Below are 19,286 nucleotides of genomic sequence, written 5' to 3'. Positions count from 1 at the left end.
GAAGGGCCAGGGGGCTTCGGCCCGCTCACTTCGCGTGCGTCACCGCATAGATCATCACGAACGCCACGATGTGGATGCCGAAGAGGAAGTACGCGAGGTAGTACCAGACGATGCGCTCGCGCTTCTTCTCCAGGGCGAGTTGGCGTTGCTCGCGGTCGTCCTGCTCCTGCTGCTGTTCCTGCTCCGGCATCACAACTCCCGGTGGACCTTGGTGTTGGATGCCTGGGCGCGGGGGCGGACGATGAGGAGGTCGATGTTGACGTGGCTGGGGCGGGTCACCGCCCAGGTGATCGTGTCGGCGACGTCGTCGGCGGTCAGCGGGTGTGCCACGCCGGCGTAGACCTTCTCCGCCTTCTCCTTGTCGCCGTCGAAGCGGGTCAGGGCGAACTCGTCGGTCTTGACCATGCCCGGTGCGATCTCGATGACCCGGACAGGTTGGCCCACGATTTCGAGGCGGAGGGTTTCGGCGAGGACGTGGGCGCCGTGCTTGGCGGCGACGTAGCCGGCGCCGCCTTCGTAGGTGCCGTGGCCTGCTGTGGAGGAGAGGACGACCACCGTGCCGTCGCCGCTAGCGGTGAGGGCGGGGAGCAGGGCCTGGGTGAGGTTCAGGGTGCCGATGACGTTCGTTTCGTACATCTGGCGCCAGTCGGCCGGGTCGCCGGTGGCGACGGGGTCGGCGCCGAGTGCGCCGCCGGCGTTGTTGACGAGGACGCCGATCGTCTTGAAGGCGCTTGCGAACTCGTCGACCGCCGCGCGGTCCGTCACGTCCAGGGCGTACGCCGCCGCCGAGTGGCCCGCCTGGTTGATCTCCTCGGCGAGCGCCTCGATGCGGTCCTTGCGGCGGGCGGTGAGGACGACGCGGTAGCCCGCGGCCGCCAGCTGCCGTGCCGTCGCGGCGCCGATTCCGCTGCTGGCACCGGTGACGACGGCGATACGGGACGCGGCGGCGGGGGTCATACGGCAGCTCCAGGTGGGTCCGGACGGTTTCGTGTGCGGGTGTGCCTGTCCGCCAGGATAGGTGGGCCCCGGCGACGTCCGGGCGTCGGTTCGAGGGGCGGGACACCTGGCCCGGGGGAGACAATGAAGTGGGTGATCCTCTCCCGAGGCAGGAGGTGGATCATGGGTGAAGCCCGCGATGTCATGGACCGGCTCACCGAGGCGGTGACGGGTACGCCGGATCTCAAGGCCCTCGCCGAGATCTACGCCGAGGACGCGGTCGCGATCACGCCGGACGGCGGTGAGATCCACGGTCGTGACCACATCGTGGAGTACTGGCGCCAGATGACGGACGCGGTTCCCGACGGGACGTACGAGTCGGTGTATTCGTACGAGATCGGGGACACCGCCATCGACGAGGGTTTCTTCAGCGGCAGGAACACGGGACCGATCCAGCTGCCCTCCGGGGAGTCCCTGCCGGCCACGCAGAAGGAGCTCAGGATGCGCGGGGTCGATTTCGCGACCGTCCGGGACGGCCGGATCGTCAGTTATCGCCTCTACTTCGACCAGATGGAGTTCCTGGAGCAGTTGGGGCTGCTGCCCGACCTGCCGGCCTGAGTCCGTCGGTCTCAGTCCGTCGTGTCACTGTCCTCGCGGCGCGTACATGATCACTGCCATGCCGACGAGGCAGATCAGGGCGCCCGCGATGTCGTAGCGGTCCGGTCGGTAGCCGTCGGCGACCATGCCCCAGGCGATCGAACCGGCGACGAAGATGCCGCCGTATGCGGCGAGGATGCGGCCGAAGTGGGCGTCCGGCTGGAAGGTGGCGACGAATCCGTAGGCGCCGAGGGCGAGGACGCCGCCGCCGATCCAGAGCCAGCCGCGGTGCTCGCGCAGGCCCTGCCAGACCAGCCAGGCGCCGCCGATCTCGAAGAGGGCGGCGACGACGAAGAGGGCGGCGGAGCGGACGATCAGCATGTCAGCAGCTTCGCATGCACCGATTCCGGGGTTCGCGTCACCTGTTGGACGGCGCCTGTGGACGGCTCCACGGGGGATACATCCGTACGACCACCGTGGAGCAGAGGAGTCGGCTGGATGAGAACGACGCGGGTACTGGCGGCGTGCGGCGCCGCCCTGATGATGATCGGCGGCGCGGCTCCGCTCGCCGTCGCCGACGAGGCCCCCGAGGCCGACCTCGCCTATCACGGTGCCGCGTCCATGGCCGCCGGCCGGGTCGACGTACGGCTCACGCCGCGCAATCACGGGCCGTCCGCCGTCTCCGACGCCTCGGTGCAGCTGCACTGGTCGGCGCCGCTCGCCGACGCGCAGACGTTGCCGGGCGGGTGTGCGCGGGCCGGGGAGAAGGACGTGGTGTGCCGGGTCGGGGCACTGTCCGCGGACAAGCTCGGTAAGCAGATGAGTCTGCGGGTCGGGCTGCGGGGTACGCCGTCCGAGGTGCTGCTGGAGATCGACACGGTGTGGAACGGCGGGACGGTGGACCGCAACCGGGACAACGACCGGCAGCGGGTGCTGGTCCTGGACACGGGGGACGAGTACTACTTCTAGATGTACGGCGACTTCTGCGTCGTACGATCTCTGCGCGGCGCAGACGAAAGGGCGGGTGGCATGACGGGCGACGCACGGGAGCGGCTGCTCGACGAGCTGTCCGCGGTGTCCCGCCGCTACATGGCCTCGTACGCGCTGTTCAACCAGGCCGTCGCCGACCGCATCGGGCTGCACCCCACCGACCTCCAGTGTCTGAACCTGCTGACGCTGGAGGGCGGGCCGGTGACGACGGGCCGGATCGCGGCGCTCACGGGGCTGACCACGGGGTCGGCCACGCGTCTGGTGGACCGGCTGGAGAAGGCGGGGTACGTCGTCCGGGAGCGGGACGCGGGTGACCGGCGGCGGGTGCTGGTGGCGCCCGTGCCGGAGAAGAGCGCCGAGTTCGGGCGGATGTGGGAGCGGCTGAGCGGTGGCTGGTCCGCCCTCTTCGACGAGCTGGACGAGGCCGAACTCGCCCTGATCATCGGGCATATGAGGCGGACGGTGGAGTTCAGTGGGGAGCAGGTCGCGCGGCTGCGGGCCGGGAAGGTCTAGGGCTCGACACAGGCCCTAGCTGCTCGGGCTGTCCGTGTCGTACCGCTCCCGTGCCTCGTGGACTTCCTCGATATGGGTCTCCGCCCAGTCCTTCACCGCGGTGAGCACGTGGGCGAGGCCGGTGCCGAGCGGGGTGAGTTCGTAGTCGACGCGGACGGGCACGGACGGGGTCACCGTGCGGGAGAGGATGCCGTCGCGTTCCAGTGAACGCAGCGTCTGCGTCAGCATCTTGGGGCTCACTCCGGCGATCTTGCGGCTGAGGTCGCCGTAGCGCATGGTCCCGGTGGAGAGGGCCGCGATGACCAGGCAGACCCACTTGTCGCTGATGCGGTCGACGAGCTGGTGGGTGGGGCAGTCGCGGAGGAACGCGTCGTACTCGACGCGGGCTTCCTCGCGCCGCTGGGCCGCGGTCTTGGTCGCCATGGCTCACCTCCTGGATAGGTACGCACCTTCAGGTAACTACTTACCAATAGAGAGTAGCTCTTCCTAGTGTTGTTTCAGCGAGGGAGATACCTCGTCGAACAATGACACACAGGGAGATTTCAGTCATGCGAGCTGTTGTGGTGACGACCTTCGGTGGGCCCGAGGCCGTGGAGGTCGTGGAGACCGAGGTGCCGGAGCCGGCCGCGCGGCAGGTGCGGATCAAGGTCGCGGCGGCCGCACTGAACCCGGTGGACGCCGGGGCGCGCGCGGGCGTCTTCGGCGGCGGGGGCAAGCGGATCGGCCTCGGCTGGGATGTCGCCGGGACCGTCGACGCGACGGGTGAGGGCAGTGCGTGGAGCGCCGGCGACGAGGTGGTCGCCCTGCACCACGGCCCGGTGAAGGCGCTGGGCACGCACGCCGAGTACGTGGTCGTGGACACGGACGCGGTGGCGAAGGCACCGGCGGGCGTCGACGCCGTGCACGCGGCCACGTTGCCGCTGAACGCCCTGGCCGCCGTACAGGCCCTGGATCTGATGGAGTTGACGCCGGACCGGTCTCTGCTGGTGACCGGCGCCGCGGGTGCGGTCGGCGGGTATGCCGTCCAACTCGCCGCCCACCGGGGGATATCGGTGACCGGGCTGGCCCGGCAGGCGGACGAGGAGTTCGTACGGTCCCTGGGGGCGACCCGCTTCACGAGCGTCGACGACGGTGGTTTCGACGCCGTGCTCGACGCGGCGATCCTCGGCAGGGCGGGCCTGGAGCGGGTGCGGGACGGGGGCGCGTACGTCGGCGTCATCCCCGGGACCGCCCCGGCGTCCGAGCGCGGCATCCGGGTCGCCGAACTCGGGGTCCTCGCCGACGGTGCGCGCCTCGCGGAACTGGCCGCGCTCGTGGACGAGGGGGTGCTGACGCTCCGCGTCGCCGAGACGTACCGCCTGGACGAGGCGGCCAAGGCGCACGCGCGGCTCGCGGAGGGCGGCGTGCGGGGGCGGATCGTGCTGGTCCCGTAGGCCGCGTCAGTCCGCGGTGCCGTCCGTGCGCGCGCTCGCCGCGTACGCCGCCGGCGGGACGCCGACCGTGCTGGTGAAGTCCCGCACCAGGTGGGCCTGGTCGGCGTAGCCGAGGTCGGCGGCGAGGGCGGACCAGTCGACGTCGCGTCGGGCGCCGGCGAGTTCCAGGGCCTCGTGGATGCGGTAGCGGAGGATCACCCACTTCGGGGTGGTTCCGACGTACGCCGAGAAGAGCCGTTGCAGCGCTCGCACCGAGAGGCCTTGCGCGTGGGCGAAGTCGCCGACGCGGCGCACGGTGCGGTCGGCGCGGATGCTCTGGACGAGGTCCATGGCGAGGTCGGCCTGTGGGTCGGGCTCGGGGGCGAGGGAGAGAAGGAAGGCGTCGAGGGCGGTCAGCCGGGCTCCGTCGTCGGCCGGGGTCACGATCGAGCGGGCCGTGTCGGGCGTGGCCCGCGCGAACACCTCCCCGGCGGGCAGCGCGCGGCCCGTCCAGCGCGACGCCGGTGCCCCGGGTGCGTACGGGCGGAAGCCGCCGGGGCGGAACTTCGCCCCGCACACCCGCCCGCGCCCGGTCAGCTTCCTGGTGAACAGGCCGAGCGGGATGCCGGTCACCTCGCCGTACGGCGGCGCTTCCTCCATGTCGGCCCCGTCCCACTGGAAGGTGAGGTTCACGGAGGGGTGCGGGACGACGTGTGAGGCGTAGGGCTCGGGCAGGTCCCAGTCGATGAACCAGTACGTCTCGACGTACCGGCGCAGCGGCTCGGCGGGCCGGTGGCGGCGGAACCGCACACGGGTCAGCAGTGCTGCCGGGTCGACGATCCCGCGGGTGTCGCGGCGGGGTGCGGCCATGGCCGGATCGTACGTCGCGTTTGTTCAAGCGGGGCAGGCCCTGACGTCCCTACGGTCGGAGTATGGACATCGAGAGCCAGAGCATGCAGGAGAGCAAGTACGGCGTGGGCGAGCTGCTCGGCATGGCCCGTGACCGGGCCGTTCCGGTGCTGACGGCGGTGCCCGACGCGGCGCTCGCCGAGCCCACGCCGTGCGCCGAGTACGACGTGAAGTCCCTGGTCAACCATCTCTTCCAGGTGGTCGTGGAGTTCCAGAAGCTGGCCGCCAAGGGGGAGTCGGACTTCGCCTCGACCCCCGACCGGGTCGCCGCGGGTCCCGACTGGCGCGAGCGGTTCGCGGACGAGGCGGACCGGCTCGTGGCGGCCTGGTCCGCGCCGGGCGCCGAGGAGGGCGTGGCCGGGGCGTGGCAGATGCCCGCGAGGCTGGTCGGCTCGATGGCGCTGCTCGATCTGACCGTGCACGTGTGGGACCTGGCGCGGGCCACGGGGCAGCCGTATCCGGTGCAGGGCTGGGCGGAGCCGGTCGTGGAGCAGCTGACGGGCACGGTCGCCGGGCTCGCGCCGACCGCCCGGAAGACCGGCGTGTTCGCGGACCCGGTGCCGGTGGAGGAGGGGGCGTCGCCCTTCGAGCGGCTGCTCGCGGCGACCGGGCGGGACCCGCACTGGGCCCCGGTGGTGTGAGGGAATAGGAGGCACCGGGGTGCCGTTCTCCGGGTATAGTTGAACAGTCAACAACCTGGAGGATGAGCGATCATGCAGTTCGGGATCTTCAGCGTCGGCGATGTCACGCCGGACCCGACGAACGGCCGGACGCCGACGGAGCGCGAGCGGATCAAGGCCATGGTCGCCATCGCGCTGAAGGCCGAGGAGGTCGGACTCGACGTCTTCGCGACCGGCGAGCACCACAACCCGCCCTTCGTGCCCTCGTCGCCGACGACGATGCTCGGCTACATCGCGGCGCGGACCGAGCGGCTGGTGCTCTCCACCTCCACCACCCTCATCACCACCAACGACCCGGTGAAGATCGCCGAGGACTTCGCGATGCTCCAGCAGCTGGCGGACGGTCGCGTGGACGTGATGATGGGCCGCGGCAACACCGGTCCGGTGTATCCCTGGTTCGGGCAGGACATCCGGCAGGGCATCAACCTCGCCATCGAGAACTACGCCCTGCTGCACCGGCTGTGGCGCGAGGACGTGGTGAACTGGGAAGGGAAGTTCCGCACGCCCCTTCAGGGGTTCACCTCCACGCCCCGCCCGCTGGACGGCGTACCGCCCTTCGTCTGGCACGGCTCGATCCGCTCGCCCGAGATCGCCGAGCAGGCCGCGTACTACGGCGACGGCTTCTTCCACAACAACATCTTCTGGCCGGCCGACCACACCAAGCAGATGGTCGAGCTGTACCGCACCCGGTACGCCCACTACGGGCACGGCACGCCCGAGCAGGCGATCGTCGGGCTGGGCGGGCAGGTGTTCATGCGGAAGAACTCCCAGGACGCCGTCCGCGAGTTCCGGCCCTACTTCGACAACGCGCCGGTCTACGGTCACGGGCTCTCCCTGGAGGACTTCACCGACCAGACCCCGCTGACCGTCGGCTCGCCGCAGCAGGTGATCGAGAAGACGCTGGGCTTCCGCGACTACGCCGGGAACTACCAGCGCCAGCTGTTCCTGATGGACCACGCCGGGCTGCCGCTGAAGACCGTGCTGGAGCAGCTCGACATGCTGGGCGAGGAGGTCGTGCCGGTGCTGCGCAAGGAGTTCGCCGCCGGGCGCCCGGAGTCCGTGCCGGACGCGCCGACCCACGCCTCCCTGCTCGCCACCGCCACCGCCGGTGCCGCTTCGGACGAGGTGACCACCGTATGAAGCTCGTCGTCGTCTCGGCGGGGCTGAGCGTCCCGTCGTCCACCCGCCTGCTGGCCGACCGGCTGGCCAAGGCGACCGCGGCACGGGCCGCCGCGGAGGTCCAGGTGGTGGAGCTGCGCGAACTCGCCGTCGAGATCGCGCACAACTTCACCAACGGATTCCCCGGGCGGAACCTGTCCGCCGCGATCGACGCCGTGACCGGGGCGGACGGGCTGATCGTCGTCACCCCCGTCTTCTCCGCGTCGTACAGCGGACTGTTCAAGTCCTTCTTCGACGTGATCGATCCGGAGGCGCTCGCCGGAAAGCCGGTGCTGATCGCCGCCACGGGTGGCAGCGCACGCCACTCGCTCGTCCTGGAGCACGCCCTGCGCCCGCTCTTCTCCTACCTGCGGGCCATCGTCGTCCCGACCGCCGTGTACGCGGCCTCGGAGGACTGGGGCGCGGAGGGCCTCGACGGGCGGATCGAGCGGGCGGCCGGGGAGCTGGCCGGGCTGATGACCGGGGCCCCGAAGGCGGCGCGGCCCGCGGCGGACGAGATCGTTCCGTTCGAGCAGCAGCTCGCGGCGCTGCGCCCGGCAGGGTGAGACGTAAGTAAGAAGGACCGTTCTGACCCGCTCATCAGGTCGTACGATCCCCGCGCTTTGCCACTATGGACGGGTGCCCCAGACTGTTCTGCTCGCCGAAGACGACCGCGCCATCCGTCATGCCCTGGAACGGGCCCTGACTCTGGAGGGCTACCAGGTCACCGCGGTCGCCGACGGGGTGGAGGCGCTGGCGCAGGCGCATCGCACCCCGCCGGACGTCCTGGTGCTGGATGTGATGATGCCGGGGATCGACGGCCTCCAGGTCTGCCGGGTGCTGCGGGCCGAGGGCGACCGGACGCCGATCCTGATGCTGACGGCGCTGGTGGAGACACAGGACCGCATCGCGGGACTGGACGCGGGCGCCGACGACTATGTCGTCAAGCCGTTCGACGTCGAGGAGGTCTTCGCGCGGCTGCGAGCACTGCTGCGCAGGACCAGTACGGCCCCCGTCGAGGTGCCGGCCAAGGCCGCGGAGCCGCAGCTTCCCGAGCGGCTCCTGGAAGCCGCCGGTCTGCGGATGGACGTACAGGCGCGGCGGGCCTGGCGTGGGCAGCGGGAGCTGGAGCTGACGCGCACCGAGTTCGAGCTGCTGGAGCTGCTGGTGCGCAACGCCGGGATCGTGCTCGACCACTCCACGATCTACGACCGGATCTGGGGCTACGACTTCGGGCCCGGCTCCAAGAACCTCGCCGTCTACGTCGGCTATCTGCGCCGCAAGCTCGACGAGCCGGGTGCGGCGCAGCTGATCCACACGGTGCGGGGCGTGGGTTACGTGCTGCGGGAGGACTGAATGGTCCGGCCCCGGCGGCTGCGGCTGCTGTCGCTGCGGACCACGTTCGCCCTGTCGTTCGCGACCGTGACCGCCGCGGTCACCGTCCTGGTCGGCATCCTGTCGTACGGCGCCGCCGCCCGGCTCGTCCGCGTGGACCAGCAGACCGTGTTCGACGAGGTCGTGCAGGATCTGCGGGACACGCTGGAAGAGGAGCGGATGACGCCGGACGACTTCTCGTCGTCGGCGCCGGGACATGACCTCGTGCGGCCCGCCCGGACCGATGTGCAGGTGCTGGGGCCCGACGGTGCCGTCGTCGACCCCGGGAGCCCGGGGCTGCCCGTCACCGACGCCGACCGGCGGATCGCCGCCCGCTCCACCGCCGGGGCGCTGACCGAGCACGCGGACGTCGACGTCGGGAACGACGTGTACCGGGTCGCCACCGTCGCGCTCGGCGGCGGGCGGGGTGCGGTGCAGGTGGCGCAGGAGTTCAGCGACACCGAGGATCTGCTGCGGGCGCTTCAGCAGCGGACGCTGATCCTGATGGCCGCGGTCGTCGTCGCCGCCGGGCTGTTCGGCTGGTGGCTGGCCCGCCGCATCACCCGCCGCCTCGTCATCCTCACCTCCGCCGCCGAGGACGTCGCCCGCACCCGGCGGCTCGGCATCCAGGTCCCCGTCACCGGCTACGACGAGGTGGGCCGCCTCGGTCGCGCCTTCGACCGCATGCTGGGCCGCCTCGCCCAGTCCGAGGAGGACCAGCGGCGGCTGGTGCAGGACGCGGGGCACGAACTGCGGACGCCGCTGACCTCGCTCCGTACCAACATCTCCCTGCTGAGGCGCATCGACGAACTGCCGCCCGACGCGCGGGACGAGCTGGTCGCCGACCTCGGTCAGGAGGCGCGTGAACTGACCGATCTCGTCAATGAGTTGGTGGACCTGGCGGCCGGGCAGTCGGACACGGAACCGCCGCAGCGCGTCGATCTCGCCGACATCGCCGAGGACGTCGCCGGGCTGGCGCGACGGCGAACCTCGCGGGAGGTCGTGGTGCGGGCGAGCGGCGACACCACGACGGACGGGCGGCCGGCGATGCTGCAACGCGCGCTGTCCAATCTCGTCGAGAACGCGGCGAAGTTCGACCGGGAGGGGTCGGCGCCGATCGAGATCGCCGTCTCAGGGCCCGCCCGGCCCGGCACGATCCGGGTCGAGATCCTCGATCGCGGGTCGGGGATCGCGGACGAGGATCTGATGCGGATCTTCGACCGGTTCTACCGGGCCGCGGATGCGAGGTCCCTGCCGGGGTCCGGGCTGGGGTTGTCGATCGTGCGGGAGGTTGCGCTGGCGCATGGGGGGGCGCCGTTTGCCTTTCGGCGGGAGGGTGGGGGGTCGGTGATCGGGTTCACGGTGGGTGGGCGGGACCGGGGGTGACGGTGCGCCTTCCAGCTCGGGGCTTTCTGTCGCGGTGCGGCTGCGGGTTTGATGGGGCTGGTCGCGCAGTTCCCCGCGCCCCTTTGGGGCGCTACCTCACCCTTCGTGTAAGGAGCCGCCCGCGTGTTGAGTCGTGAAGAGGCCTCGGTGGTTGCCGAGATTGATGAGGCTGGGCTCGCCCGGACCTTGATGGAGCTGATCGCGATCCCGAGTGTGACCGGGAGTGCGGCCGAGTCGGAGATTCAGCATCACCTTGCCGGGCGGCTGGAGCGGCTGGGACTGGACGTGGACCTGTGGTCGATGGACCTTCCCGCGCTCCGCGCGCACCCTGACTTCCCCGGCTCGGAGGCGCCGCGTGAGGAGGCGTGGGGGCTGGTCGGGCGGACGGCGGACGGGGGTGACGGGCCGGTGTTCGTGTTGCAGGGGCACGTCGATGTCGTACCGCCCGGGGATCTCGCCGCCTGGGAGGGCGACCCCTTCGTGCCACGGGTCACCGGAGATCTCGTGCACGGGCGCGGCGCCTGCGACATGAAGGCCGGGCTGGCCGCGCATCTCGCCGTGCTGGCGGCGATACGGGTCAGCGGGGTGCGGTTGCGCGGGCAGGTGGCCGCGCACTTCGTGGTCGGCGAGGAGGACGGCGGGCTGGGCGCCTTCGGCACGTTGCAGCGGGGGTACGGCGGCGACGTCTGCGTCATCGCCGAGCCGACCGGCGGCACCCTGGTCACCGCCAACGCCGGCGCGCTGACCTTCCGTATCGCCGTGCCCGGCAAGGCGGCGCACGCCGGCTCCCGGGATCAGGGGGTGAGCGCGATCGACGCGTATCTGCCGTTGCACCGGGCGCTGGCCGGGCTGGAGGCCGCCCGCAACATCGATCCGGACCCGCTCATGGCCGAGTATCCGATCCCGTACGCCCTCTCCGTCGGCACCGTCCACTCCGGCGACTGGGCGAGCAGCGTGCCCGATCTGCTGGTCGCGGAGGGGCGGTTGGGGGTGCGGCTGGGGGAGGATCCCGCCGAGGCGCGGGCCGTGCTCGAACGCCGCGTTGCCGAGGCCTGCGCCGCCGACCCCTGGCTGCGGGACCATCCGGCGACGGTGACGTGGCCGGGCGGGCAGTTCGCGAGCGGGCGGCTGGCGGAGGGGCATCCGCTGCCGGAGGTGATCCGTGCCGCGTACGCCGATGCGGTGGGCGGTGGTTCGGGGCTGCGGGAGCGCGGGGCGCCGTACGGCAGTGATCTGCGGCTGTATGCCGGGGCCGGGGTGCCGACGTTGCAGTTCGGGCCGGGGGACATCGCCGTTGCGCACAGTGCGCGGGAGTGCGTGTCCGTGCGGGAAGTGGTGGAAGTGGCGCGGACGTTGGCGGTGGGGGTGCTGCGGACGGTGGGGGTGAAGTGAGGTTGCCCTGACGGCCGGTCACCGGCGATGCCTCCCGGACAGGCCCCGTACCTCTGGGCGCCAACTTCCCCACGCACCATCGGTTCGGCACGTCCCCGACACCCCGACGACATCTAAGGAAGCGCCTGTGAGAACGACGCACCGCGCCGCACGCAGAGCCGCCGCCCTCGCCGCCGGTACCGCACTGGCCACCCTCCTCGCGGCGTCCCCCGCGGGCGCCGAGGCCGAGTTGCCGGTGGTGACCGCGCGCAGCGAGTCCGCCCCGCTCTTCGACGACGAGGCCGGCGGGAACGCCGACGCGGACGACCCGGCGATCTGGCGGAACCCCGCGGACCCCGGGCGCAGCCTCGTCATGGCGACCGCCAAGGAGGGCGGCCTGCGGGTCTACGACCTCCACGCGCGGCTGGTGCAGTCGATCGCCGCCCCTAAGCCGCCGTCGGCGGACGACGCGCCGGGCCGGTACAACAACGTCGACCTCGTCACCGGTCTGCGCACCTCGGCCGGCCGGGCCGATGTCGCGGTGGTCAGCGACCGCGGCAACGACCGGCTGCGGATCTACCGGATCGACGCCTCCCGTCCCGGCGCCCCGCTCACGGACATCACCGACCCGGCGGCCGCCCCGGTGTTCTCCGCCGACCAGAGCGAGATCAACGACCAGCGCACCACGTACGGGCTGGCCACCTGGAAGGACAAGGCCAGCGGCCGTACGTACGCCCTGGTCAGCCAGCGGGAACGCACCCGCCTCGCCCTCCTCGAACTCCTCCCGGCCGCGAACGGCAAGGTCGGCTACCGCAAGGTCCGCACCCTCGACCTCCCCGCCTCCTTCCGCCTGCCGAACGGCACCGCCTGGAGCCCCTGCCTGGAGCCCGGTGAACTCCCGCAGGTCGAGGGCATGGTCGTCGACCCGGCCACCGGCACGCTGTACGCCGGACAGGAGGACATCGGCATCTGGCGGCTGCGCGCCGACCTCACCGGTAAGCCCGTCCTGATGGACAAGACCAAGGAGTACGGCGTCCCGGGCACGTACGACGAGGCGACCGAGGAGTGCACGCCGGGCGCCGACCCCGGCTTCGGCGGCAAGCATCTGTCGGCCGACGTCGAGGGGCTGACGCTCTTCCAGGAGCGGGACGGCGACGGCTACCTCCTCGCCTCCAGCCAGGGCGACAACACCTTCGCCCTGTACGACCGTGAGGTCAGCGAGCGGAACGAGTACGAGGGCGGGTTCAAGGTCGGCGCCGCGTCGTCGACGCTCGACAGTGTCGAGGAGTGCGACGGCGCCGCGATCCGCAACGCCCCGCTGGGCAACCGCTATCCGCGCGGTCTGCTCGTCGTCCAGGACGGCGACGAGACCCCGGGCGTGGAGGACCGTACGGCCACCGGTTTCAAGTTCGTCGACCTCGGCGCGGTGGTGGACGCCGCCGACATGTGAGGTCGTGGGGCCGTGAGGTCGGATGCGGCCGCCGGGTGCCTTCCGGCGGCCGTACGACCGCACGACCGCACGGAAAAGCCGGTGAACAAAGATCGCGTGCGCAGCAGACTGGGCCCATGACCGCACCGGAATCGAACGCCAAGGCCGACCTCCGCTTCTACCTCCAGTCCGCCCGTGACGCCCTGCTGTGGAAGCTCGAAGGACTCTCGGAGTACGACATCCGCCGCCCGCGGACGCCGACCGGCACGAACCTCCTGGGCCTGGTGAAACACGTCGCCACCATGGAGCTGGGCTACCTCGGCGACACCTTCGGGCGACCGTCCGGCGAGCCGCTGCCCTGGGTCGAGGACGGTGCCGAGCCCAATGCGGACATGTGGGCCACCGCCGACGAGTCGCGCGAGCAGATCGTGGCGCTCTACCGCCGGGCGTGGGCGCACGCGGACGCGACGATCGACGCGCTGGCGCTGGACACGGTCGGCAGGGTGCCGTGGTGGCCCAGCGGCCGGGACGAGGTGACCTTGCACCATGCCGCGGTTCGCGTGATCGCCGATACGCACCGGCATGCCGGGCACGCCGACATCATCCGGGAACTCACGGACGGCGCCGTCGGCATGAACAAGGGCAACGACAGCATGCCGCCCGGCGATGCGGCTTTCTGGGACAACCATCGAGGCCGACTGGAGCGCGCGGCCCAGGAAGCCGACAGGGGCGCGTAACGCTCAGGAGAATCTCATCCGCTCCCCATGGTGAAACCAGGGACAGGCCACAGTATGGTCAAGCACCCAATGGGAGCGTGAGGTTCCGGCGGCGCTGCGTCTCTGGGGGTATCCATGTTGAGCGACATGTCCGATGTGAAGTGCCGATGTACGTGTCCGGGAGCGACGGTGTGGGTGACCGGGCCATCGGTCGCCGACCGCCGCGCGACCGGCTACGCGCTGGCCGAACGCCTGCTGGCCGAACAGCGCCGGGTCGAGGTGCTCGACCGGCTCAACGACCATGACACCGACGCCGAACGCATCGGCCTGATGGCCGAGGTACTGGCCCGCAACGGCATCGTGGCCATCGTCCCCTGCGCCGAAGAGCCCGTGCCCTCGGTCCGCGCACGCCACGCGGCGAGCGGAACCCGGTACGTCGAGGTGGGCGTCGGCGAGCGGGAGCGGCCGGAGGATTCGGCCGAGGCGGCACTCGGGGTGCTGGCGGGGCGGGGCTGACGATCCCACGACGGGCGTTGAGGATGCGGTCAGGAGCCCAGAATCCTTCGCTTCTGGGCCTCGAACTCCGCGTCGGTGAGCACCCCTTGGGTCTTGAGTTCGCCGAGTTCCTTCAGTTGGGCGAGCGTGCTGTCCGCGGCGTTGGCCGGCGGGGGCGGCGGGGCGGGCTGTTCGGGGGTGGTCTGTTGGGCCCAGCGGCCCTGTTGGCGGCGTGACACTCGGTTGGAGACGGCGGTTGCGGTTCCGGCGACGACGGCTGTGCGCGCCACTCCGCGGATCAGACCTGGCATGGTTCCTCTCCCTGGTGTCGCAGGTTCTGGTGAAAGGGGTCGATCCGGTCAGGAAGAGGCCGGTCAGGCCGCGTCGAGGGCGGCCAGGACGGCTTCGGCCGGGATGCGTCCGCCGGCCACCAGCTGAGCGCCACCGCGCCGGAGCGCCGCGGCAAGGGGCGCTGCCCACAGGTTTTCGTAGACCAGGATGCCCGCGGAGTCGCCGGGCTGGAGTACGGCGGCGGCCTCCTCCATGTCGTCCTGGCCGAGCATGCCGGAGGAAGCGCCCTCGAAGACGGCCAGGTCGGCCTTCCCGTCCCCGGTCAGGTCGGCGATCTCCACGGCGACGACGGAGCCGTCGAGCTCCTTCTTGATGAACACCAGGTCCATGATCCGGATGATGCCCCGGTCGACCAGATCGACCAGCAGGGGAAGTCCCTCGCCCGTCATGTGACTGCCGGGGAACTCGACCACCAGGTAGTCGATCGGTCCTATCTCGTTCACGGCGTCGCCCATGTCCATCCCTCACTCACTGTCCGGTCCGAGGAAGCCTGTTCACTGCCGCGCCATGTGCATACGCATCTCGCTGTCCGCATCGGTGATGAGTTCGCCCGAGAGGTCGATGGTCACCGTGTGGATCGTGCCGGTGAACCGGAAGGGCGAGGGGTAGTCGGGCGTGACCGGCTGGCCCGGGTTGGCGCCGCAGGTCATCCCGCCGGGGTTGAACATGATGGGGGTGCTCACCGGGAACTCGGCGGCTCCGACCAGGAGGCGGTCGACGTAGAGCTCGGCCTGTCCAGGTGCGCCCCTGCCCGTGGTGAGGTCGGGCCTGCCGGTCGGTTCGAACTCGACTGGCATCGTGCCTGTCCTCCCTTCCCGCCGAGGGGCTGGACGTTTCGGCGGATGGAGCAGGTGCGCGGTACGCCGGGCGGGCGGGCCTTCGCGGGCAGTCCGCTCCACAAGGGGCATGGCACGCGCCGGTTCGGCCTACGGCCGACAGGGCAGTCCGGGTGCCGGCCTGCCGCGCATGCAGCACACATTCATCGTAGATCTGCAACTGGGCGGCTGCCACCGGGGCTCCTGACGCAGCGCCATCGAGATACGAGGTGAGTGGGACACGCCGTGGAGGTGACTGGGGCACGCCTGGGCGGCACCCGACGTGCCGGTCCGCCTCACCCTATTTCGCCCTGTTGGTCCCATTCCCTCGATCGGCGCAGCATGGAGGAGAGGAGCTGCGAGCCTGCGGCTCGGAAGGAATCGAGGGATGGCCATGACGACAACTGCTACTCCCCGTCGATCGCAAAAATCCATGGCGGCTGCGGGCGGCCTGGTGATCTTCGCCGGCGTGATGCTCTTCATCGGCGGTGTTCTCGCCGTCTTCCGGGGCATCATGGGCATCGCGGATGACGACGTCTTCGTCGCCACCCCGAACTACGTCTTCAAGTTCGACCTGACCAGCTGGGGCTGGATTCACCTGATCCTCGGAGCGGTGGCCGTCCTGGTGAGCTTCGGCCTGTTCTCGGCGGCCGTGTGGGCGAGGGTCGTCGGCGTGGGGATCGCCGCGCTGCTGCTCATCGCGAGCTTCCTGTCCATCCCGTACTACCCGGTGTGGTCGATCACCCTGATCGCGCTGTACGCATTCGTCATCTGGGCGCTGTGCGTGGTCAAGCGCGACGCGTAGCTCGTCGCGGCAGCTCGGGGGCGTGCCGAGGCGCGGCGGCTGCCGATCCCGATCACTGATGGACGTAGGCGCATCACGCGCACCACACGCATCACGCCCATACGGTCCATCCGGGCGTGCCGATACGGCGTGCAGCGGCGGGAATGGAGGCACACCACCCTGAAGCCCAGGAGCGCCCCATGACCGGTCCGCACGAGCTGTCCGAGCCCGGTGACGCTCCGAAGGGGGAGGCGGGTGATGCGGCAGGGGGTGGACACGGGCGCGGTTCCGCAGGTGTCCGTATCGCACGGAAGACCGTCTCGGCGGTGCTCATCGTGCTCACCTGCATCCTGGTGCCGGTCGCGCTGCTCACGGTGTGGGTCCACGACATCGCGCTGGACACCGACCGCTACGTGGAGACGGTCTCGCCGCTCGCCTCGGATCCCGCCATCGAGGACGCGGCGGTCCGGCGCATCACGCATGCCGCCGACGTACGGGTGAACGGCAGCCAGGCCGCCGCGGACATCGCCGCCTGGCTCCAGTCGCAGGGCCTGCCGCCGCGGGCCGCGCAGGCCGTCAAGGGGCTCGGCCCGCAGCTGGACGCCGCGGTCAACGACACGGTCGACAAGGTGGCCACGCGCTTCGTGACCAGCGACCGGTTCGAGCGGATCTGGACGAACGCCAACCGGGACGCCCACGCCGCCGTCGTGCACGCGCTCACCGGTGAGGGCCGGGGCGCCGTGGGTGTGAACGGGGGGACGGTCACCCTCGACGTCGGCGAAGCCGTCGACCAGGTCAAGAAGGCGCTCGAGGGCGCCGGGGTGTCCGTGGCGTCCAAGATCCCCGACGTCGACAAGCAGATGGTGCTCTTCCAGTCCGACCAGCTGGAGAAGGTCCGCGACGCCGCCCATCTGCTGGACGTGATCGGGAACTGGCTCCCCGTGATCGTCGTGGTGATCGGCGCGGCCGGCGTGCTGCTGGCCCACCGACGCCGCCGTGCCCTGGCCCGTACCGCTCTCGGCGCGGCCTTCGCCTGTCTGGTCGTGGCCATCGTCCTGGTCGTCGTCCGCCGCTACTACCTGGACCACCTGCCGGCCCAGGTGCAGTCGGAGGCCGCGGCGGCGGCCGTCTTCGACACCCTGCTGCACTTCCTGCGCGTCAGCCTGCGCACCGCGATCGTGCTCGGCGTGGTCATCGCGCTGGGCGCCTATCTGATCGGCCCCGGCAGACTCCCGCGCTCCATCCGCGGCACCTCCGAGCGCGCCGCGGACTCCGCGGCGGTATGGGCGTACGGCCATCAGGTCCGCACCGGCCGGGTGGGGACCTGGGTCGAGGCCCACCGCCGTTGGATCGCCCTGGCGGCGCTGCTGATCGTGGCCCTGGTCTTCGCGCTCTGGAACCACCCCACGGCGCTGACCATCCTGCTGCTGGTCATCATCCTGCTGGCCGTACTCGCGCTGCTCGCGCTCCTCGCCGCCTCCGGCCGCGCCACCGTCGACGCCGAACAGGCGGCACCGCCGCGACCGGACGGCGGCACGTGAACGGCAGGTTCGCGGCTCCGGGCCGGGTAGCTGGGAACACCGTGCGGCGATAGGCTGAAGCAAATGGGTGAATACGCCCGTTTCGCCAGGTGCGGCCGGACAGGGACGACCTGTTGCGGCAGCGACCCGGTCGGCACCGACCTCGACGTCATGCTGGACGACCCACGACCTCGGCGGCCGCCGAGCCACCCACGCGCTGTGCGCCGGCCACCAGATCTTGGAGCGTGTCCGCAATGACCGAGAACCAATTCTCCGGCGACGAGACACGGCACCTCACCCCGCAGCAGCGGGTCGCCCGCGGCAAGGCCGCGCGCGTGGACGTACCCCGGTCCAGTCACGCCGAGTTCCAGCCCCCGCCCAAGCGCACGGACCCGGTGGAGACCATCGGGCACCAGTCGGCGAAGCGGGTGCCGGAACTCGTACCGATCCGCTACGGCAGGATGAGCGAGGCGCCGTTCCGCTTCTACCGCGGGGCCGCCGCCATCATGGCCGCGGACCTCGCGGAGACGCCGCGCACCGGGATCAGGGTCCAGTGCTGCGGCGACGCGCACATGCTGAACTTCCGGCTGCTGGCCTCTCCGGAACGTCGGCTGATGTTCGACATCAACGACTTCGACGAGACGCTGCCCGGCCCGTGGGAGTGGGACGTCAAGCGGTTGTCCACCAGCTTTGTCATCGCCGGCCGGGCGAACGGCTTCAGCGCCAAGGAACGGGCGACGGTGGTCCGCGCGGCCGTGGGTGCCTACCGCCAACGCATGCGGGCCTTCGCCGAAATGGGCAATCTCGAGGTCTGGTACACCCATGCCGACGCGGACGAGTTGGCGCACCAGTTCAGCCAGTTGCTCAACACCCGGCAGCGCGAGCGCTGGGAGCACGCCACTGAGCGGGCCCGTGCCCACGACACCCGGCAGGTCTTCGGCAAGCTCACGAGCGTCGTCGACGGGCGGCGGCAGATCGCTCCCGACCCACCGCTGCTGGTCCGGCTCCAGGACCTGCTGCCGGACGCCGAACGCGGCGCGCTGGAGACGGAGATCAAACGCCTCATCGAGCACTACGGCGAGACCCTTCAGACGGACCGCCGGTTCCTGTTGCACGGCTACCGCGTCGCCGACATGGCCCGCAAGGTGGTCGGGGTGGGCAGTGTGGGCACCCGCTGCTGGGTCGTCCTGCTGCTCGGCAGGGACGACGAGGACCCCCTGTTCCTCCAGGCCAAGGAGGCCGACGAGTCGGTGCTGGCGCCCTACGTCGGCGGCAGCGGCTACCGCAACCAGGGCGAGCGCGTCGTCGCCGGCCAGCGGCTCATGCAGGCCACCAGCGACATCTTCCTGGGCTGGGAGCACGTCCTGGGCATCGACGGCCGGGAACGGGACTTCTACGTACGCCAGTTGCGGGACTGGAAGGGAATCGCCGTGCCCGAGGAGATGGTGCCCAAGGGGATGGCCCTGTTCGGCCGCCTCTGCGGCGCCACCCTGGCCCGCGCCCACGCCCGCTCCGGCGACCGCATCGCCATCGCCTCCTACCTGGGCGCCGGCGACTCCTTCGACCGCGCCCTCGTGACCTTCGCCGAGCTGTACGCGGACCAGAACGAGAAGGACCACCAGGCCCTGGTCGAGGCCATCCGGTCGGGACGGGTTCCGGCTGAGGCGGCGTGAGGCGCTGCCGTCGGACGGCCCCTCTCCGGCACCAAAAAGGGCGGGGCCCGAAGACCCCGCCCGAAACCACCGAAACCCCAGGTCACGGCCACACAAGGCAATAAGGCTGATGCCCCGCCTCATGAAGGCGGTGGCTGAAGTCCTGCCACTCGTGCAGCGAATGGGAGCGGCGGGGGG

The 19,286-nt window shown here is 71.0% G+C and carries 24 protein-coding genes; 16 read left to right on the top strand and 8 right to left on the bottom strand.

All coding sequences use genetic code 11. The annotated features are described in order from the left end of the window. Positions 1-25: 25 nt before the first annotated feature. Positions 26-190: a hypothetical protein gene (locus ACIHFB_RS36835; RefSeq protein ID WP_365281559.1), complete on the bottom strand. Its 165-nt coding sequence runs from the start codon at positions 188-190 to the stop codon at positions 26-28. After that, positions 190-957, bottom strand: a complete 768-nt coding sequence (locus ACIHFB_RS36830; protein ID WP_365281556.1) for an SDR family NAD(P)-dependent oxidoreductase — start codon at positions 955-957, stop codon at positions 190-192. The genes ACIHFB_RS36835 and ACIHFB_RS36830 overlap by 1 nt, the downstream gene beginning before the upstream one ends. Positions 958-1,119: 162 nt before the next feature. Between ACIHFB_RS36830 and ACIHFB_RS36825 the strand changes: the two genes are divergently transcribed. Then, positions 1,120-1,554, top strand: a complete 435-nt coding sequence (locus tag ACIHFB_RS36825) for a nuclear transport factor 2 family protein (protein WP_365281553.1) — start codon at positions 1,120-1,122, stop codon at positions 1,552-1,554. Positions 1,555-1,578: 24 nt separating this feature from the next. Here ACIHFB_RS36825 and ACIHFB_RS36820 read toward each other — a convergent pair whose 3' ends face one another. Continuing rightward, the gene (locus ACIHFB_RS36820) at positions 1,579-1,914 is read right to left on the bottom strand and encodes a YnfA family protein (RefSeq protein WP_365281551.1); all 336 of its coding nucleotides are present in this window, start codon (positions 1,912-1,914) and stop codon (positions 1,579-1,581) included. Between the two features lie 117 nt (positions 1,915-2,031). Here ACIHFB_RS36820 and ACIHFB_RS36815 point away from each other — a divergent pair, with 117 nt between their 5' ends. Continuing rightward, complete coding sequence (locus ACIHFB_RS36815) at positions 2,032-2,502, top strand: hypothetical protein (protein WP_365281548.1); 471 nt, start codon at positions 2,032-2,034, stop codon at positions 2,500-2,502. A 60-nt stretch (positions 2,503-2,562) separates the two neighbouring features. Beyond that, on the top strand, positions 2,563-3,036 hold the full coding sequence (locus ACIHFB_RS36810; RefSeq protein ID WP_365281546.1) for a MarR family winged helix-turn-helix transcriptional regulator: 474 nt from the start codon (positions 2,563-2,565) through the stop codon (positions 3,034-3,036). Between the two features lie 15 nt (positions 3,037-3,051). Here ACIHFB_RS36810 and ACIHFB_RS36805 read toward each other — a convergent pair whose 3' ends face one another. Further along, a complete protein-coding gene (locus ACIHFB_RS36805) occupies positions 3,052-3,459 on the bottom strand; it encodes a helix-turn-helix domain-containing protein (RefSeq protein ID WP_365281543.1) in 408 nt (135 codons plus the stop codon). Positions 3,460-3,584: 125 nt separating this feature from the next. Here ACIHFB_RS36805 and ACIHFB_RS36800 point away from each other — a divergent pair, with 125 nt between their 5' ends. Then, the gene (locus ACIHFB_RS36800) at positions 3,585-4,469 is read left to right on the top strand and encodes an NADP-dependent oxidoreductase (protein WP_365281541.1); all 885 of its coding nucleotides are present in this window, start codon (positions 3,585-3,587) and stop codon (positions 4,467-4,469) included. A gap of 6 nt (positions 4,470-4,475) precedes the next feature. On the opposite strand, the gene ACIHFB_RS36795 is transcribed toward ACIHFB_RS36800, so the two are convergent. Further along, entirely contained in the window at positions 4,476-5,318 is an 843-nt protein-coding gene (locus tag ACIHFB_RS36795) for an AraC family transcriptional regulator (protein WP_365281538.1), read from the bottom strand. 62 nt (positions 5,319-5,380) lie between these two features. On the opposite strand from ACIHFB_RS36795, the gene ACIHFB_RS36790 reads away from it, so the two are divergent. From ACIHFB_RS36790 to ACIHFB_RS36750, 9 genes are all read left to right on the top strand, one after another. Beyond that, positions 5,381-5,998, top strand: coding sequence for a TIGR03086 family metal-binding protein (locus ACIHFB_RS36790; RefSeq protein ID WP_365281535.1), 618 nt, complete (start codon positions 5,381-5,383; stop codon positions 5,996-5,998). Positions 5,999-6,070: 72 nt separating this feature from the next. After that, positions 6,071-7,177: an LLM class flavin-dependent oxidoreductase gene (locus ACIHFB_RS36785; RefSeq protein WP_400129167.1), complete on the top strand. Its 1,107-nt coding sequence runs from the start codon at positions 6,071-6,073 to the stop codon at positions 7,175-7,177. Further along, a complete protein-coding gene (locus ACIHFB_RS36780) occupies positions 7,174-7,761 on the top strand; it encodes an FMN reductase (RefSeq protein WP_365281529.1) in 588 nt (195 codons plus the stop codon). The genes ACIHFB_RS36785 and ACIHFB_RS36780 overlap by 4 nt, the downstream gene beginning before the upstream one ends. A gap of 73 nt (positions 7,762-7,834) precedes the next feature. Further along, positions 7,835-8,551, top strand: coding sequence for a response regulator transcription factor (locus tag ACIHFB_RS36775; RefSeq protein WP_365281526.1), 717 nt, complete (start codon positions 7,835-7,837; stop codon positions 8,549-8,551). Further along, the gene (locus ACIHFB_RS36770; RefSeq protein WP_400129166.1) at positions 8,552-9,955 is read left to right on the top strand and encodes an ATP-binding protein; all 1,404 of its coding nucleotides are present in this window, start codon (positions 8,552-8,554) and stop codon (positions 9,953-9,955) included. Positions 9,956-10,144: 189 nt separating this feature from the next. Further along, positions 10,145-11,347: an ArgE/DapE family deacylase gene (locus tag ACIHFB_RS36765; RefSeq protein WP_400129193.1), complete on the top strand. Its 1,203-nt coding sequence runs from the start codon at positions 10,145-10,147 to the stop codon at positions 11,345-11,347. Positions 11,348-11,474: 127 nt separating this feature from the next. After that, complete coding sequence (locus ACIHFB_RS36760) at positions 11,475-12,776, top strand: phytase (protein WP_400129165.1); 1,302 nt, start codon at positions 11,475-11,477, stop codon at positions 12,774-12,776. Positions 12,777-12,892: 116 nt separating this feature from the next. After that, positions 12,893-13,492 (top strand): DinB family protein, encoded by a 600-nt coding sequence (locus tag ACIHFB_RS36755; RefSeq protein WP_365281518.1) that lies wholly within the window; start codon positions 12,893-12,895, stop codon positions 13,490-13,492. Between the two features lie 174 nt (positions 13,493-13,666). Next, on the top strand, positions 13,667-13,987 hold the full coding sequence (locus ACIHFB_RS36750; protein WP_365281515.1) for a hypothetical protein: 321 nt from the start codon (positions 13,667-13,669) through the stop codon (positions 13,985-13,987). Between the two features lie 29 nt (positions 13,988-14,016). Here ACIHFB_RS36750 and ACIHFB_RS36745 read toward each other — a convergent pair whose 3' ends face one another. The 3 genes from ACIHFB_RS36745 to ACIHFB_RS36735 form a co-directional block, all read right to left on the bottom strand. Further along, positions 14,017-14,277 carry an SHOCT domain-containing protein gene (locus ACIHFB_RS36745; RefSeq protein ID WP_365281513.1) on the bottom strand — a complete coding sequence of 87 codons (261 nt, stop codon included), beginning with the start codon at positions 14,275-14,277 and terminating at the stop codon, positions 14,017-14,019. A gap of 63 nt (positions 14,278-14,340) precedes the next feature. After that, positions 14,341-14,772 carry a DUF6325 family protein gene (locus ACIHFB_RS36740; RefSeq protein WP_400129164.1) on the bottom strand — a complete coding sequence of 144 codons (432 nt, stop codon included), beginning with the start codon at positions 14,770-14,772 and terminating at the stop codon, positions 14,341-14,343. Between the two features lie 39 nt (positions 14,773-14,811). Beyond that, positions 14,812-15,114: a hypothetical protein gene (locus ACIHFB_RS36735; RefSeq protein WP_400129163.1), complete on the bottom strand. Its 303-nt coding sequence runs from the start codon at positions 15,112-15,114 to the stop codon at positions 14,812-14,814. 412 nt (positions 15,115-15,526) lie between these two features. Here ACIHFB_RS36735 and ACIHFB_RS36730 point away from each other — a divergent pair, with 412 nt between their 5' ends. The 3 genes from ACIHFB_RS36730 (at position 15,527) to ACIHFB_RS36720 (ending at position 19,109) form a co-directional block, all read left to right on the top strand. Further along, positions 15,527-15,937, top strand: a complete 411-nt coding sequence (locus ACIHFB_RS36730; RefSeq protein WP_400129162.1) for a hypothetical protein — start codon at positions 15,527-15,529, stop codon at positions 15,935-15,937. Positions 15,938-16,116: 179 nt separating this feature from the next. Beyond that, on the top strand, positions 16,117-17,457 hold the full coding sequence (locus ACIHFB_RS36725) for a hypothetical protein (protein ID WP_400129161.1): 1,341 nt from the start codon (positions 16,117-16,119) through the stop codon (positions 17,455-17,457). A 233-nt stretch (positions 17,458-17,690) separates the two neighbouring features. Continuing rightward, positions 17,691-19,109, top strand: a complete 1,419-nt coding sequence (locus ACIHFB_RS36720) for a DUF2252 domain-containing protein (RefSeq protein WP_365281496.1) — start codon at positions 17,691-17,693, stop codon at positions 19,107-19,109. Positions 19,110-19,286 lie beyond the last annotated feature (177 nt).

Origin of the sequence: Streptomyces sp. NPDC051963 (assembly GCF_044593495.1) — a bacterium.
Taxonomy (GTDB): Bacteria; Actinomycetota; Actinomycetes; order Streptomycetales; family Streptomycetaceae; genus Streptomyces.
Note: the sequence above shows the minus strand (reverse complement) of the source record. Positions and strands in the feature narration are given on the sequence as shown.

Excerpts from the sequence above, each read along its gene's own strand:
- ACIHFB_RS36720 (WP_365281496.1), top strand. The coding sequence starts at position 17,691 with ATGACCGAGAACCAATTCTCCGGCGACGAGACACGGCACCTCACCCCG.
- ACIHFB_RS36735 (WP_400129163.1), bottom strand. The coding sequence starts at position 15,114 with ATGCCAGTCGAGTTCGAACCGACCGGCAGGCCCGACCTCACCACGGGC.
- ACIHFB_RS36740 (WP_400129164.1), bottom strand. The coding sequence starts at position 14,772 with ATGGGCGACGCCGTGAACGAGATAGGACCGATCGACTACCTGGTGGTC.
- ACIHFB_RS36745 (WP_365281513.1), bottom strand. The coding sequence starts at position 14,277 with ATGCCAGGTCTGATCCGCGGAGTGGCGCGCACAGCCGTCGTCGCCGGA.
- ACIHFB_RS36805 (WP_365281543.1), bottom strand. The coding sequence starts at position 3,459 with ATGGCGACCAAGACCGCGGCCCAGCGGCGCGAGGAAGCCCGCGTCGAG.
- ACIHFB_RS36830 (WP_365281556.1), bottom strand. The coding sequence starts at position 957 with ATGACCCCCGCCGCCGCGTCCCGTATCGCCGTCGTCACCGGTGCCAGC.
- ACIHFB_RS36815 (WP_365281548.1), top strand. The coding sequence starts at position 2,032 with ATGAGAACGACGCGGGTACTGGCGGCGTGCGGCGCCGCCCTGATGATG.
- ACIHFB_RS36730 (WP_400129162.1), top strand. The coding sequence starts at position 15,527 with ATGACGACAACTGCTACTCCCCGTCGATCGCAAAAATCCATGGCGGCT.
- ACIHFB_RS36765 (WP_400129193.1), top strand. The coding sequence starts at position 10,145 with ATGGAGCTGATCGCGATCCCGAGTGTGACCGGGAGTGCGGCCGAGTCG.
- ACIHFB_RS36755 (WP_365281518.1), top strand. The coding sequence starts at position 12,893 with ATGACCGCACCGGAATCGAACGCCAAGGCCGACCTCCGCTTCTACCTC.
- ACIHFB_RS36785 (WP_400129167.1), top strand. The coding sequence starts at position 6,071 with ATGCAGTTCGGGATCTTCAGCGTCGGCGATGTCACGCCGGACCCGACG.
- ACIHFB_RS36835 (WP_365281559.1), bottom strand. The coding sequence starts at position 190 with ATGCCGGAGCAGGAACAGCAGCAGGAGCAGGACGACCGCGAGCAACGC.
- ACIHFB_RS36810 (WP_365281546.1), top strand. The coding sequence starts at position 2,563 with ATGACGGGCGACGCACGGGAGCGGCTGCTCGACGAGCTGTCCGCGGTG.
- ACIHFB_RS36725 (WP_400129161.1), top strand. The coding sequence starts at position 16,117 with ATGACCGGTCCGCACGAGCTGTCCGAGCCCGGTGACGCTCCGAAGGGG.
- ACIHFB_RS36780 (WP_365281529.1), top strand. The coding sequence starts at position 7,174 with ATGAAGCTCGTCGTCGTCTCGGCGGGGCTGAGCGTCCCGTCGTCCACC.
- ACIHFB_RS36790 (WP_365281535.1), top strand. The coding sequence starts at position 5,381 with ATGGACATCGAGAGCCAGAGCATGCAGGAGAGCAAGTACGGCGTGGGC.
- ACIHFB_RS36820 (WP_365281551.1), bottom strand. The coding sequence starts at position 1,914 with ATGCTGATCGTCCGCTCCGCCGCCCTCTTCGTCGTCGCCGCCCTCTTC.
- ACIHFB_RS36770 (WP_400129166.1), top strand. The coding sequence starts at position 8,552 with ATGGTCCGGCCCCGGCGGCTGCGGCTGCTGTCGCTGCGGACCACGTTC.
- ACIHFB_RS36825 (WP_365281553.1), top strand. The coding sequence starts at position 1,120 with ATGGGTGAAGCCCGCGATGTCATGGACCGGCTCACCGAGGCGGTGACG.
- ACIHFB_RS36800 (WP_365281541.1), top strand. The coding sequence starts at position 3,585 with ATGCGAGCTGTTGTGGTGACGACCTTCGGTGGGCCCGAGGCCGTGGAG.
- ACIHFB_RS36795 (WP_365281538.1), bottom strand. The coding sequence starts at position 5,318 with ATGGCCGCACCCCGCCGCGACACCCGCGGGATCGTCGACCCGGCAGCA.